Annotated in this window: 15 protein-coding genes; 4 read left to right on the forward strand and 11 right to left on the reverse strand. The window is 63.9% G+C overall.

Annotation, left to right across the window (positions count from 1 at the left end):
- Positions 1-9: 9 nt before the first annotated feature.
- The gene (locus AC2FLM_RS10315) at positions 10-738 is read right to left on the reverse strand and encodes an SDR family NAD(P)-dependent oxidoreductase (RefSeq protein ID WP_234140558.1); all 729 of its coding nucleotides are present in this window, start codon (positions 736-738) and stop codon (positions 10-12) included.
- Between the two features lie 115 nt (positions 739-853).
- Here AC2FLM_RS10315 and argB point away from each other — a divergent pair, with 115 nt between their 5' ends.
- From argB to AC2FLM_RS10335, 4 genes are read left to right on the forward strand one after another with little or no spacing between them, the layout of a single operon-like run.
- Positions 854-1,717 carry an acetylglutamate kinase gene (gene argB / locus AC2FLM_RS10320; protein ID WP_496857721.1) on the forward strand — a complete coding sequence of 288 codons (864 nt, stop codon included), beginning with the start codon at positions 854-856 and terminating at the stop codon, positions 1,715-1,717.
- Positions 1,718-1,774: 57 nt separating this feature from the next.
- Positions 1,775-2,569 (forward strand): sterol desaturase family protein, encoded by a 795-nt coding sequence (locus tag AC2FLM_RS10325; RefSeq protein ID WP_234167379.1) that lies wholly within the window; start codon positions 1,775-1,777, stop codon positions 2,567-2,569.
- Positions 2,536-3,201 (forward strand): 4Fe-4S dicluster domain-containing protein, encoded by a 666-nt coding sequence (locus AC2FLM_RS10330; protein WP_234219523.1) that lies wholly within the window; start codon positions 2,536-2,538, stop codon positions 3,199-3,201. The genes AC2FLM_RS10325 and AC2FLM_RS10330 overlap by 34 nt, the downstream gene beginning before the upstream one ends.
- Positions 3,198-3,695 carry a SixA phosphatase family protein gene (locus AC2FLM_RS10335; RefSeq protein ID WP_496857724.1) on the forward strand — a complete coding sequence of 166 codons (498 nt, stop codon included), beginning with the start codon at positions 3,198-3,200 and terminating at the stop codon, positions 3,693-3,695. The genes AC2FLM_RS10330 and AC2FLM_RS10335 overlap by 4 nt, the downstream gene beginning before the upstream one ends.
- Before the next feature lie 48 nt (positions 3,696-3,743).
- Here the strand turns inward: AC2FLM_RS10335 and AC2FLM_RS10340 are convergent, their stop codons facing one another.
- The 10 genes from AC2FLM_RS10340 to AC2FLM_RS10385 form a co-directional block, all read right to left on the reverse strand.
- On the reverse strand, positions 3,744-4,535 hold the full coding sequence (locus AC2FLM_RS10340) for an amino acid ABC transporter ATP-binding protein (protein WP_275671098.1): 792 nt from the start codon (positions 4,533-4,535) through the stop codon (positions 3,744-3,746).
- Between the two features lie 10 nt (positions 4,536-4,545).
- The gene (locus tag AC2FLM_RS10345) at positions 4,546-5,859 is read right to left on the reverse strand and encodes an amino acid ABC transporter permease (RefSeq protein ID WP_496825519.1); all 1,314 of its coding nucleotides are present in this window, start codon (positions 5,857-5,859) and stop codon (positions 4,546-4,548) included.
- A 1-nt stretch (position 5,860) separates the two neighbouring features.
- A complete protein-coding gene (locus AC2FLM_RS10350) occupies positions 5,861-7,129 on the reverse strand; it encodes an amino acid ABC transporter permease (protein WP_234219528.1) in 1,269 nt (422 codons plus the stop codon).
- A 135-nt stretch (positions 7,130-7,264) separates the two neighbouring features.
- Entirely contained in the window at positions 7,265-8,281 is a 1,017-nt protein-coding gene (locus AC2FLM_RS10355) for an amino acid ABC transporter substrate-binding protein (protein WP_234140545.1), read from the reverse strand.
- Between the two features lie 195 nt (positions 8,282-8,476).
- Positions 8,477-9,184, reverse strand: a complete 708-nt coding sequence (locus AC2FLM_RS10360; protein ID WP_496857726.1) for an ATP12 family chaperone protein — start codon at positions 9,182-9,184, stop codon at positions 8,477-8,479.
- Between the two features lie 5 nt (positions 9,185-9,189).
- The gene (locus AC2FLM_RS10365) at positions 9,190-9,861 is read right to left on the reverse strand and encodes an HAD-IA family hydrolase (protein WP_496857728.1); all 672 of its coding nucleotides are present in this window, start codon (positions 9,859-9,861) and stop codon (positions 9,190-9,192) included.
- Complete coding sequence (locus tag AC2FLM_RS10370) at positions 9,858-10,901, reverse strand: RluA family pseudouridine synthase (RefSeq protein ID WP_234171935.1); 1,044 nt, start codon at positions 10,899-10,901, stop codon at positions 9,858-9,860. Before AC2FLM_RS10370 ends, AC2FLM_RS10365 begins: the two co-directional genes overlap by 4 nt.
- A 162-nt stretch (positions 10,902-11,063) precedes the next feature.
- On the reverse strand, positions 11,064-12,380 hold the full coding sequence (locus tag AC2FLM_RS10375; RefSeq protein ID WP_496857730.1) for a replication-associated recombination protein A: 1,317 nt from the start codon (positions 12,378-12,380) through the stop codon (positions 11,064-11,066).
- A gap of 3 nt (positions 12,381-12,383) precedes the next feature.
- Positions 12,384-13,766, reverse strand: coding sequence for a trypsin-like peptidase domain-containing protein (locus AC2FLM_RS10380; protein ID WP_496857732.1), 1,383 nt, complete (start codon positions 13,764-13,766; stop codon positions 12,384-12,386).
- A gap of 63 nt (positions 13,767-13,829) precedes the next feature.
- Positions 13,830-14,237 carry a hypothetical protein gene (locus AC2FLM_RS10385; RefSeq protein ID WP_496857734.1) on the reverse strand — a complete coding sequence of 136 codons (408 nt, stop codon included), beginning with the start codon at positions 14,235-14,237 and terminating at the stop codon, positions 13,830-13,832.
- Between the last annotated feature and the right edge of the window lie 28 nt (positions 14,238-14,265).

Consider the following 14,265-nt stretch of genomic DNA (forward strand, 5'->3'; position numbering starts at 1 on the left):
GGGGCGAGGTCAAACGTGCTGCGCGCCGTTCACCTCGATCTCGGTCCCCGAGATGTAAGAGCTTTCCTGCGAGCAGAGGAAATAGATCGCGGCGGCCACCTCGCTGGGCTGACCCAGCCGTTGCAACGGCAGCTTTTCGACGATCTTGTCGGTGCCGGGGCTGAGGATCGAGGTTTCGACCTCACCCGGAGCAATCGCGTTCACCCGAACGCCCAAAGGCCCGAAATCATGCGCCATCTCGCGCGTCAACGCCGCCAGCGCCGCCTTGGAGGTGGCATAGGCCGCCCCGGCGAACGGATGCACCCGTGAACCGGCGATCGAGGTCACGTTGACCACCGACCCCTTGGCTGCGGCCAGCTCGTCTTTGAGCGAGCGGGCCAGCACCACGGGGGCAAAGAAGTTGACGTGGAACACATGACCCCAATCGGACAGATCGGTGCTGAGCGTGCTCAGTCGTTCGCCATTGGGGCCCTTGGGCGAGATGCCGGCATTGTTCACCAACGCATCCAGCCGCCCGTCCAGCTTGGCCCGGATGGTCTCGGCCCCGGCGATGGTGGCCTGCGGGTCGCTCAGGTCGATCTGGACATGGTTATTCTCGCCGCTGCTCCACGGGCAGCCTGGCGGTACCGGCTCGCGCGAACAGGTGATGACCCGCCAGCCTTCGGCCACGAATCGGCGCACGGTTGCGTGGCCTATTCCCCGGCTGGCACCTGTCAGGACAAGGGTCTTGCGCGTCATGATCCGGCCTCGCGTCTGATTTCGGGCGGAGCCTATCACAGCGCGGCATCTTGGCAACGCCCCTTGGCAGAGGGGCGCAAAACCCCTAACACAAGGCCCCAAAGGAACCCTTGCCATGAAGACACGAGACATGAATCGCGACTGGATTGCCACAGCTGCCACGCTGAACGCGGCCTTGCCGTATCTTCAACGCTATGATGATGCGATCGTTGTCATCAAGCTGGGCGGCCACGCCATGGGCAGCGACGAAGGCATGGAGAGCTTTGCGCGAGATGTCGTGTTGTTGCGGCAGGTGGGTGTGAACCCGGTCGTGGTGCATGGCGGCGGGCCGATGATCAACGCCATGCTGGACAAGCTGGGCATCCAGTCCGACTTTTTGAACGGCAAGCGGGTCACCGATGCCGCCACGGTCGAAGTGGTCGAAATGGTGCTGTCCGGCGTGGTCAACAAGCGGATCGTGCAGGCGATCAACCGCCAGGGCGGCAAGGCGGTGGGCCTGTCCGGAAAGGACGCCAACCTGATGGTCTGCGATCAGACCGATCCCGATCTGGGCTTTGTCGGCACCCCGGCCGAGATGAATCCCGACCTGCTGCGCAACCTGTTTGCCCATGACATCATCCCGGTGATTGCGCCCCTGGGCGCGGGCCGGAATGGCGAGACGTTCAACATCAACGGCGATACCGCCGCCGGTGCGATTGCTGGCGCCCTCAAGGCTGATCGGCTCTTGCTGCTGACCGATGTATCCGGTGTCAAGAACGGCGCGGGCGAAGTGTTGACGGAGCTGAAAGCAGCGCAAATCCGCGAGATGGTGGCCGATGGCACTATCGCGGGCGGAATGATCCCTAAGACGGAAACCGCGCTGGATGCGCTTGAAAAGGGTGTGCGCGCTGTTGTCATCCTGGACGGCCGCGCACCCAACGCGGTGCTGCTGGAGCTTTATACCGAGCATGGCGCGGGTTCGCTGATCCGCCGCGACTGACGCAATCGTCAGTCTGACAGGCTTGCCTATTTCATTTACATGCCGAATTGTGAATGAATGGAAAACGAAAGCCTGATCCGGCTGACGGTGTTTGTCGGCCTTTTTGTCCTGTTCGCACTTGCCGAGCGGCTGGCCCCGCGCCGGAGGATTCATCCGCGGCGCCCGCGACGCTGGCTGACCAACCTGACGATATCGGTGCTGAATACCGTGACCCTGCGGGCCCTTGCGGTAGGCTTGCCGCTGCTGGCGGTGGGCGCGGCGCTGGACGCCACCGCACAGGGCTGGGGCCTGTTCAACCATCTGGCTTGGCCCGGTTGGGTCGAGGCGCTGCTGGCCGTGCTGATCCTCGATTTTGCCATCTGGGGCCAGCACCTGGTCACTCACAAGATACCGCTGCTCTGGCGGCTACACCGGGTGCATCATGCGGATACCGATATCGACGTCAGCACCGCGATCCGCTTTCATCCGGTAGAAATCGCGCTGTCGATGCTGCTCAAGATCGGCCTTGTCTATCTGCTGGGTCCTTCGGCGCTGGCGGTGGTCCTGTTCGAGATCCTGTTGAACGGCACCGCGCTGTTCAATCACTCGAACCTTCGCTTGCCGCTTGCGCTCGACGCGGTGTTGCGCAAGGTTCTGGTGACCCCCGACATGCACCGGGTGCACCATTCGGTGCTGCGCGAGGAACATGACAGCAATTACGGCTTTGCCTTGTCGATCTGGGACCGGATGATGGGAACCTATGTTGCACAACCCGCCAAGGGCCATGACCAGATGACCATCGGGCTGGCATGGCAGGACGACCGGCCCGCGCGGCTGGGATGGAGCCTGCTGCTGCCGTTTCGCCGCCGATGACGCTGGAGCGGATTACGGCAGAGGCCGCCGCCTCGGCCCTGATTGTCATGGGGGCGCTCAATCCGGCCGATCAGGCAGGCACTGTCGTTCTGCTTGGCACCGGTCCCGGCTTCTGGTCCGTCTTCAGCGCGGCGCCTGAATATGCCGATGGCCAGCGTGACCCGGTCGACCGCTGGTCAAAACGGGTGATCGGGGTGATGGCCGTCGATCTGGGTGCCCAGACCGCCTACCCCTCGGACGGGCCGCCCTATCCGCCCTTCATCGCCTGGGCATTGGCCTCGGGCCGGTTTCATACCAGCCCGGTTGGCATGATGGTGCATGACCAGGTCGGTCTGATGATCTCGCTGCGCGGTGCGCTGCTGCTGCCAGAGCGGATCGACCTGCCTGTGGGCAACGCCCCATCACCCTGCGACAGCTGTGCCGCGCCCTGTACCCGGGCCTGCCCGGTTGGTGCGCTTACGGCAGATCACGCCTATGATGTCGATGCCTGCCGCGGATATCTGGACACCGCCGCTGGGTCTGCTTGTATGGGGTCAGGCTGTGCCGCCCGACTCGCCTGCCCGCTCAGCGTGGGCGCGGCGCGTGATCCGGCGCAGTCCGCATTGCACATGAAGGCTTTTTTGCGCAGATGACCCGCATTCTGATCCTGACCCGCCACGCCAAATCCGCCTGGGACGATATCAGACTTGGCGACCACGACCGCACTCTCAACAAGCGTGGCAGGCGGTCGGCGCAGGCGATCGGGGCCTGGCTGCGCCAGCATGGCTATCTGCCGGATCAGGTGATCAGTTCGGACGCCGTCCGCACCCGCGAGACCTGGACCGAGATGGGGCTGGGCGGCTGTGAACCCGAATTCACCCGCGCGCTCTATCTCGCCGCGCCAGAGCAACTCCTTTCCAGCCTCAGACAGGCCAGCGGACGGGTGGTGCTGTTGCTGGGGCACAACCCCGGTATCGCCGAGTTCGCAGGCCAGATCGTCGATGAGGCACCCGCCCATGCCCGCTTCTTCGACTATCCGACCGGCGCCACCACCGTGATAGAATTTGCCACCGACGATTGGGCGCAGATCGGCTGGCATCAGGGCGAGGTGCTGGATTTCATCGTTCCACGAGAGCTGACGGATTGAAAAAGGGCGGGGAAATCCCCGCCCTTTCCGTGTCGTTCCAGGCCCTGTTCAGTGGCCCAGGATCTGGCTCAGGAACAGCTTGGTCCGCTCGCTCTGCGGGTTGTTGAAGAACTCTTCCGGCTCGTTCTGTTCCACGATCTGGCCCGCATCCATGAAGATGACGCGGTTGGCGACCTGACGGGCAAAGCCCATCTCGTGCGTCACGCAGAGCATGGTCATGCCTTCCTCGGCCAGCTCGATCATGGTGTCGAGCACTTCCTTGATCATCTCGGGGTCCAGCGCCGAGGTCGGTTCGTCGAACAGCATGATGCGCGGCCGCATGCACAGCGAACGCGCGATCGCCACGCGCTGCTGCTGGCCGCCCGAAAGCTGACCCGGATACTTCAGGGCCTGTTCGGGGATCTTGACCTTTTCCAGGAAATGCATCGCGGTTTCCTCGGCCTCTTTCCGGGGCGTCTTGCGCACCCAGATCGGGGCCAGCGTGCAGTTCTCCAGAATGGTCAGATGCGGGAACAGGTTGAAGTGCTGGAACACCATCCCGACCTCGGACCGGATCTTGTCGATGTTCTTGAGGTCGTTCGACAGCTCGGTCCCATCCACCACGATCTTGCCCTGCTGGTGTTCCTCCAGCGCGTTCAGGCAGCGGATCAGGGTCGACTTGCCCGAGCCCGAAGGCCCGGCAATGACGATCCGTTCCCCCTGATTGACGGTCAGGTTGATGTCGCGCAGCACGTGGAAGGCCCCGTACCACTTGTTCATGTTGGTGATTTCGATGGCGACCTCGTCGCTCACCTGCATTTTCGAACGGTCGATTTCACGATCGATTGCGAGTTCAGACATTGGGCCCTCCTTAACGATGGCCAGTGTGGAGCTTGCGCTCCAGATACATGGAGTAGCGGGACATGCCGAAGCAGAAGACAAAGAACAGCAGGGCGATGAAGCCGTAGAGTTCCCAGACGACGCCGTTCCAGTTGGCGTCCGCACGAATGGCGTTCGACAGACCCAGCGGATCGAGAAGCCCGATGATCGAGACCAGCGTGGTGTCCTTGAACACCCCGATGAAGGTCGACACGATACCCGGGATCGAGATCTTGAGCGCCTGTGGCATGATGATCAAGCGCTGCGCCTGCCAGTAGTTGAGGCCAAGCGAATCCGCCCCCTCATACTGGCCCTTGGGCAGCGCGGCCAGACCGCCGCGGATCACCTCGGCCATATAGGCCGCGGCGAACAGCGTCACCATGATCAGCACCCGCAGGATGATGTCGAAATTCGTGCCGGGCGGCATGAAGATGTTCAGCAGGGTCGAGGCCACGAACAGCAGCGTGATCAGCGGCACACCCCGAATGAACTCGATAAAGCCCACGCAGATGTATTTGACGATCATCAGGTCCGACTGACGGCCCAGCGCCAGAACGATGCCCAGCGGCAACGAACAGGCAATGGCGACGACGCCGATGGTGATCGACAGCATGAAGCCACCGAACTTGCGGCTTTCGACCGCCTCGATGCCGATCGGCAGGATGGAATCCAGCGCGCCGACAAAATAGCCGGACAGAACAAGCCACCAGACCAACGCCGCCGCAGCGCCGAGAAGAATGCCCATCAGGCTGCTCATCGTCTTGCTGAGCGCCGAATAGACCACCCAGCCAATGACAAAGCCACCCAGCGCCGCGACCGGCCCCCAGATGGTGCCGCCCCACAGAAGCCAGGGGAAGATGAACGGATAGAGACCCGAGAAGATCAGCATCTTGGACGGCACCTTGTCCGCGAACAGGACCGGGGCCAGGGCCACGGCCAGCAGGACAAAGGCGAGGATCGGGCGCCAATACAGCTCGGACGGGTAGAACCCGAACAAGAGCTGGATCCAGCGCTCGCGAATGACGCCCCAGCAGGCACCCGAGGTGCCGTGATCCCCAACCGAACCGGCGGCGGTCAGGATCTCGCGGCAGTTGTTGAGCGAGGTCCCGTTCCAAGTGGGCGAGAATACCCAAGGCAAGATCGCCGCAAGGATCGCATAAATCGCGTAGAGTGACGCCAGTGTCAGAATGCTGTTGAACCAGTTCGAGAACAGGTTGGCGCGTGCCCAGCCCAGCGCGCCGACGGTCGAGGCCGGCGGTTCGCGCTCTGGGAGCATTTCGGTGCGGACAAATCCGATGTCAGACATCTCAACGCTCCTTCAGTTTGACGGATTCATTGTACCAGTTCATCACCGCCGAAATGGACAGCGAGATGGTCAGGTACACCAGCATCAAGAGCAGGATCGTCTCCAGCTCGCGCCCGGTCTGGTTCATGGTGATACCGCCCAGCGTGCCGGTGATATCCATGTAACCCACGGCGATCGCCAGCGACGAGTTCTTGGTGAGGTTGAGATAGTTCGAGATCAGCGGCGGAATGATCACCCGCAACGCCTGCGGCAGGATCACCAGCGACATGATCTTGTTCGAGCGCAGGCCCAGGGCCGAGGCGGCCTCGGTCTGACCCTTCGAGATGGCCAGGATACCGGCGCGCACGATCTCGGCGATGAAGGCGGCGGTATAAAGTGACAGTGCCAGCCAGAGCGCGATCAGCGAGTTCCGCAAATGGGTACCGCCCTGGAAGTTGAAGCCCTTGAGCTCGGGATAGCCAAAATGGAAGCCCAGCAGCACCAGCACCAGCCCGGTCGGGATCACCACCACGGCCAGACGCTGCCACCAGGTCACCGGACGGTCGCCCGTCTGTTCCTGGATGCGGTCCGCCCGCTTGCGCAGGAAGTTCGCCACCCACAGGCCACCGCCGAGCACGATCAGGATCAGCATCAGGTCGAGGCTGATGTCAAACCGCAGGCTGCTTTCGCCGAACAGGTGGATATTGCCCAGACTGTTGGAAAACAGCGCTTCGGGGATATAGACGCCGCGATTGGTCACGGCCACGCTGTCGCCAAGCATCATGCTGGCAGTGGCATTGTCGCCCCGGAACGCCCGTGGCGCCGGCAGGGTCTCGATCAGGATCGCCATGATGAACACGATCCACAGCAGGACCGGAACGTTGCGGAACCCTTCGACATAAATCGTCATCAGCCGCGCGACGATCCAGTTGTTGGATAGGCGCAGCACACCGATGATCACACCCAGAACGGTGGCGGTGATACAGCCCAATACCGCCACGACCAGCGTGTTAAGCAGACCGATGAAGGCCGCCCGCAGGTGCGTGTCGCGCGAGGAATAATCCAACAGCCGCTGGTTGATGTCATAGCTGGCCGGTTCGCTGAAAAATCCGAAATCAATGGGCTTGCCCAAGGCGGCCAGGTTTTGCGCGGTATTGCTTATGAGCCAAGCTGCCATCAGCATGAAGCATATCATCGCAATGACCTGGATGGTGGCCGACCGGTACCGCGTGTCATAAAGGAGCATGGACAGCCGGAACTGCTCCTTCGGCGGGTCAGTGAGAGTCGTCATGACCTATGTATATCCCCGTGAGGTCCTGGCTTGTCTCTCTCCGGCGAGGTTTCTCCCCCGCTCCCACCAGCCAGGCACTTTGTATTCATGGATGCAAAAAGGGCGCAGGTTGCCCTGCGCCCCTTCGCTGTTTTGTTAACGGAACGGCGGCGAGTACAGCAGGCCGCCGTCGGTCCACTGTGCGTTCAGGCCGCGTGCCAGACCGATCGGGGTGCTTTCACCGATGTTCTGGGCAAACACTTCACCATAGTTGCCGCCCACCTTGATGGCGCGCTTGGCCCACTCGGCGTCCAGACCCAGCATCTCGCCCAGGGTACCTTCGGTGCCCAGGATACGGTTGATTTCCGGGTTGTTGGTGCCGGCCGACATTTCGTCGATATTGGCCGAGGTGATGCCCATCTCTTCAGCCGAGACCAGCGCGTTCAGGGTCCAGCGGACCACATCGCCCCACTCGTGGTCGCCATGGCGAACCAGCGGGCCGAGCGGCTCTTTCGAGATGATTTCGGGCAGCAGAACGTGGTCGCCAGGGTTCTCGAAGGTGGCGCGAGTTGCAGCCAGACCCGATGCGTCGGTGGTGTACACGTCACAGGCGCCGGCCAGATACTGCTGCTGCGCTTCGGCGTTGGTTTCGATCGGAACCGGCTCGTAGCTGATGTTGTTGGCGCGGAAGAAATCCGCGAGGTTCAGCTCGGTGGTGGTGCCGGTCTGGATGCAGACGGTGGCGCCATCGAGTTCCTTTGCCGAGCTGACGCCCAGCGATTTCGGAACCATGAAGCCCTGACCGTCATAGTAGTTCACGCCGACGAATTCGAACTTCAGGTCCACATCGCGCGAGAAGGTCCAGGTGGTGTTGCGGGCAAGCATGTCGACTTCGCCCGATGCCAGCGCGGTGAAACGGGTCTTGCCGGTGGTCGGCACGAATTCAACCGCGTTGCCGTCGCCCAGCACGGCCGCAGCAACGGCACGGCACAGGGCCACGTCAAAACCTTTCCACTCCCCATTCGAATCCGGTGCTGCAAAGCCAACAAGACCGGTGGTCACACCGCAGTTCAGCTTGCCGCGCGCCTTGACGTCGTCCATGGTGCCCGCCGCAGCAACGCCAGCGGCCATCCCGGCGACCGTGAGAGCGCCCAAAAATACGGATTTCTTCATTTTTACCTCTTCCTGATTTTCCACCCCTGTCCCGGGGCGGTTCGACCGGCACACGTTGGCGCCGGAGCGGATCGCGAAGGGGTTAACCCTTCGATGGGCAGGAGTTTGGGCGCAATATCCGACAAAGGTCAAGGCTTCTATGTCGCTTTCCGCCCCATATCCGTTGAGGTTTTCGTCAGTCTGACGGATTCGGTCTCATGTCGAGATATCGTAGACCGCCTTGGCATGCAGAAAGGCCACGCGTTTCAGCGCGGCCAGCGCGCGCGCTTCTTCATCGGGACCCCATTGTTCCTCTTGCCAGGTCTCGTCGAGGCGTGAAATCTGCCAGATTTCGTCAGCTTCGCGCCAATTCAGCGCCGCAGCAAAGCCAAGCACCAGCGAACCGGACAAGCTGACCAGATCGTGAAAGGCCGCCAGCTGAAACGGGTTCAGTGCATGCACCCGTCGTGTCAGTGTATCGAGCGCACCCGAGGGTTGTGGCTGGTGCATGACTCCCTGAATCGGCAGCAAACGCGCGCCCAGGGTTTCCGCGGCCCAATCCAGCACCGGATCCCAGGAAAGCGCCTGTCGTTCCGTCAATTCGGCAGGGCTATCCGCCCGATAACACAACAGATCCGAATCGCCATAGGCCGCCAGCATGTAGGCCACTTCACCATGCTGAATGCGCACCTTGTCGATGGCCGCGTTGGCAGTGCGGGTATAGGGCATGCTGGTCGGATCGACCTCTTTCTCCTGAGCGTCCCATTCCGCGGCAATCGCCTCGGCCAAAGCCAGTGTCGGCAGCAGCAGCGGCTCCTTGGCCGGGGTGCGCACCTGGCGACCATCCAGTTCCACCGTATAGCCCTCGGCCATTTCTGCCACGGCCGCCTGTTTCCAGAAGCGTTTCGGTTTCCAGTCGCTCATATCTTTCACATCCAGATCTGTGTCAGTGCCGGGGGCAACTGCGTAAAGTCGTCGATGATACAGCTGGCCCGGTCCAGCGCATGGGGCGGGTGATAGCCCCAGCTGACCCCGATCCCCGCGACCCCGGCCGCGGCCGCCATCTCCATGTCATACGAGGTATCGCCGATCATCACAGCGCGCCCCGGCGCCGTCCCGGTTTCGGCCAATGCGGTCTCGATCATCGACGGATGCGGTTTCGACGGGTGATGATCGGCCACCTGCCGGGTGACAAAGATGCATTCCAGCCCATGCACCTCGATCAAGGCATCAAGCCCGCGCTTGGATTTGCCCGTCGCCACGCCCAGCAGGTAATGTGGCACGGCATGCAACTGTTCCAGCATCTCGCGCGCACCGGGATAGAGCGGCGAATGCGCCTCACCCAGCGCCAGCCGGTTCGCGTGATAGGATTGCTTGTAGGCCTCGACCAACCGCGCCTGATTGGTCTCGCTCTGCCCCGGTGCCAGCCGCGCCATCGCCTGCGGCAGGGACAGCCCGACAATCGACAGGATATCGGCACGCACGGGAACCGGCAGCGACAATGCGTCGAATGCGGCTGTCATCGACCCGACGATGGCCGCCTGACTGTCGACCAGCGTCCCGTCCACATCGAAGAGGATCAGGTGCAGCGGCTGGCTCACATCAGCTCCTCGAACGGATCCTCCGCCGCCAGATCCTCGGTCCAACCGAACGTGTCCCAGCTCTCGCGCATGTGATCTGGCAAGGGCGCGGTAAAGCTGACCTGCTTGCGGGTCGAGGGGTGCTCGAAGCTCAGCCGCCGTGCATGAAGATGCAGTTTCTTGCTGATGATACCGCCCAGTTGCGCGCCCCATCCATCGCCCAGGTTCTCTTGCCCCGAGCCGCCATATTTGCCGTCGCCGATGATCGGATGCCCGATCCCGGCCATATGCGCGCGCAGCTGGTGGGTGCGGCCGGTGACCGGCTCCATCGCCACCCAGGACGCCCGCCCCGCCACCCGATAGAGCGTGGCGTAATAGGTATGGGCCCGCTTGGCGCCGGGCGTGTCGTCGATCTCGCTCAGATGCACCACGTTCATCTTCTCGCCCTCGCCCCGGGCGCCATGCCCACCGGCTTTGACCAGACCGGTCTTGATCTCGCCCAGATAGGGCGTCGGCACCCCGGCCACCAGCGCCCAATAGATCTTGCGCGTGTTGCGGTGGCGAAAGGCGGCGGTCAGACGCGCCGCCGCCTCGCGCGTGCGGGCTAGCACCAGAACACCCGAGGTGTCCTTGTCCAGCCGGTGCACCAGGCGCGGGTTCTCGTCATTGCCAAAGCGCAGCGCCTCGGACAGGCCATCCACATGGCGGGTCTGGCCGCTACCCCCCTGCACCGCCAGCCCGGCGGGCTTGTTCAGCACAATGATATCATCGTCGCGATGCAGCACACAGGCGCGGATCATCTTTGCATCGGCATCCGAGACGCGCGATTTCACCGGCTCAGGGCGTTCGCCGGGTGCGGGCAGCGGCGGGATACGGACCTGCTGACCAACCTCGAGCCGGGTCGCGGGCTTGGCCCGCGCGCCGTCGACGCGCAACTCGCCCTTGCGGCACATCTTCTCGATGCGCCCCTGCCCCACATGCGGGAACATCCGGCGAAACCAGCGGTCAAGCCGCTGGTCGCCGTCCCCCTCACCCACGGTGATCATCTGTACGCCGCTCATGCCAGCAACCCGTGCGCGGGGCGGTTTCCGGCCCGCTGCACCCCTCGTTGAAGATCGTAAGAAAACATCGCCGTCTCTCACCCGCACGCGCCCGAGAGTCAAGGGACCAAGGGCAGTCCGCGGGCGCGGGCGGGTGGGTGGGGCGGCCGCGGACTGCCCGCCCTATCCCTGTTCGCGCTGCGCCCGCAGACGGGCGAAATAATCGAGCCGCTTTTTCAACTCGCGCTCAAAGCCGCGCTCAACCGGCTGATAGAGCGCCGGCCGCTCCATCCCGTCGGGAAAGTAGTTCTGGCCGGAAAACCCGTCCTCGGCGTCATGGTCATAGGCATAGCCCGCCCCATAGCCCTGATCCTTCATCAACCCGGTGGGCGCGTTGAGGATATGTTTGGGTGGCGGCGCCGAACCCGATTGCTTGGCCAGCCGCATCGCCGCCTTGTAGCCCACATAGGCCCCGTTCGATTTCGGGGCCAGCGCCAGATAGACAATCGCCTGCGCCAGTGCCAGCTCGCCCTCGGGGCTGCCCAGTCGCTCGTATACCTCCCAGGCATGCAGGCAGATCGACTGCGCCTGTGGGTCGGCCAGCCCGATATCCTCGACCGCCATCCGGGTGATCCGACGTGCCAGGTAACGCGGGTCCTCACCCCCCGTCAGCATCCGCGCCAGCCAGTACAGCGCCGCGTCCGGGTCCGAGCCGCGCACCGATTTGTGCAGCGCCGAGATCAGGTTGTAATGCTCATCCCCGCTCTTGTCGTATTTGGTGGCCCGCCGCATCAGCCGTGCCGCCAGCGCCTCGCGGTCGAGCGGCGCCGCCACTTTCCACGCCGCCACCTGCTCGATCAGGTTGAGCAGCGCGCGCCCGTCGCCATCGGCCATTTCCTGCAGCGCCAACCGCGCCTCGGGGGTCAGCGGCAATTCGCGGTCCAACTCGCGCTCGGCCCGAGCCGTCAGAAGCTCCAGATCCTCGGCACTCAGCCGTTCCAGCACCAACACCTGAGCGCGGCTCAAGAGCGCGGCGTTCAGCTCGAACGACGGGTTTTCGGTCGTGGCCCCCACCAGCAGGATGGTGCCATCCTCCATATGGGGCAGGAACCCATCCTGCTGCGCCTTGTTGAAGCGGTGGATCTCGTCGACGAACAACAGCGTGCCCTGCCCGTTGCCCCGCCGGATGCGCGCGGCCTCGAACACTTTCTTCAGATCGGGCACCCCGGTGAAGATCGCGCTGATCTGCACGAAATGCAGGTCGGTCTCTTGCGCTAGCAGGCGGGCGATGGTGGTCTTGCCCACCCCCGGCGGCCCCCAGAACACGAGGCTCGACAACGAACCCGAGGCCAGCATGACACCCAGCGGCGCCTCTGGCCCCAGAACCTGCTGCTGCCCGATCACCTCGGACAGGCTCTGCGGCCGCAACCGGTCGGCCAGGGGCCGGGGCGGCTCACGCTCAGGCGTCGGTTTGGCGCCGGTATCGAACAGGTCCGCCATCGCTCAGAGCCGGAACCGCAGCGAGACCCATTGGCCCCGCCGTTGCAGGTCGATCTGCACCCGGCGCCCGGTCTCACTCAGCGCCCGCTCCACATCGCGCGGGGTTTCAACCGCGTCGCCATTGATCGCGCCCAGCACGTCACCCGGTCGCAACCCCGCCCGCGCGCCATAGGGGCCGGGGTCAAGCACCACGACCCCTCGCGCCGACAACGGCAGGCCAAGGCGCGCGATCACGGCCGGGTTCAGCCGGGCCACGGTCAGGCCGGGCAGTGCGGTACGATCCGTCAGCGTGGTTTCCTGCGCGGGGGGCGTATCGGGCGCCTCGATCAGGGCCACTGTCAGGGTCTCGCGCTGTCCCTGCCGCAGCCGGGTCATCCGCGCCTCGCCACCGATCCCGGCCACCGACATGCGGAACTTCATCTCGGCCGGAGAGTTGACCGCCTGTCCATCGACCTCGGTCACCACATCGCCCACGGCAAAGCCCGCCCGCGCCAGCGGGCTGTCGGGATGCAGGTCCGAGATCACCACCCCCTCGGGCAGGCCCAGCCCCAGCGAGTCGGCAATGTCGGCGGTCATCGGCTGACCCGCGATCCCGGCCCAGGGCTGGGCAAAACTGCTGTTGCCCTGCCGGGCCTGACGCAGGAATTCGGCCACCAGATTGGCGGGGATGGCAAAGCCGATCCCGTTCGAGCCGCCCGACCGGCTGAGGATCGAGGTATTGATGCCGATCAGATCGCCATTCACGTCGATCAGCGCCCCGCCCGAATTGCCCGGATTGATCGGCGCATCGGTCTGGATGAAATAGCCGCGCCCGTTGCCGGTGGCCGCGCCCGACCGTGCAAGGCCGGAGACGATGCCGCTGCTGACGGTCTGGCCCACGCCAAACGGGTTGCCAATGGCCAGCGCCAGTTCGCCCACCTCGACATGATCGCTGTCGCGCAGCGCCAGGGACGGCAGATCGCGCGCCTCGTCCAGGCGCAGGATGGCGATATCGCTCTCCTCGTCGCCCAGCACCACCTGCGCGGTGAACTCGCGCCGGTCGGTGGTGACCACCCGGATCTCCGAGGCCATGCCGACCACGTGGTAATTGGACACGACATAGCCGTCATCCGACAGGATCACGCCCGAGCCGAGCGAGTTCTGAACCCGCGGCTGCGGCGTCCCGAAGCCGCGAAAGAAATCGCGAAAGAAGGGATCGTCAAAGATCGGGCTTTGCCGCCCGGCGGTGATGATGCGGGCATAGATGTTGACCACGGCGGGGGCTGCTTTCTTGACCACCGGGGCAAAGCCCAACCCGATCTCGGCCTGCGAGGTCGGCACCCGGGTTTCCGCCTGAACCGGCGCGGCCAGGACAAGCGGCAGACAAAGCAGGATGGCGCGGATCATGGGACCTCCATTTGCAGTCCCCTGCGATATGCGGGGCATGGGCGGCAAATGCAAGCCGCGCGCTCAGCCCCGGCGGCGCAGGAATTTCAGCCCGGACCAGTCCGCATCAATGGCGCAGACCTTCACATCGACCCAACCCAGCGGCAGCACCTCGGCACGCAACAGATCCTCGGTGATGCCCGCATGTCGGGGCGAGGACGTCTTGGCCCAGGACAGCCACAAAATGCCGCCTAGCCGCAAATGGGCGATCTCGGTCGCGACGGCCTCGGCCACCGGTTCCGGACCGTGCAGGAAAAGATGCGCCGCATCGGCATCGCGGGCGCCGGGGTCAAAGACGATATCCACCGCCTCGGCCATCAGGTCGGCGTAGTGGGGTGGCGCGTTGACGGCGCGGACGATCCAGCCGGGCTTGAACCCCAGTTTGGCCACCAGCGGTCGACCCGAATAACCCGCAGCAACAGAGTTGGTCATGCTTTCACGGTAGAAGCGCAGTCAAGCC

This window comes from Ruegeria sp. SAZD011, assembly GCF_059612545.1.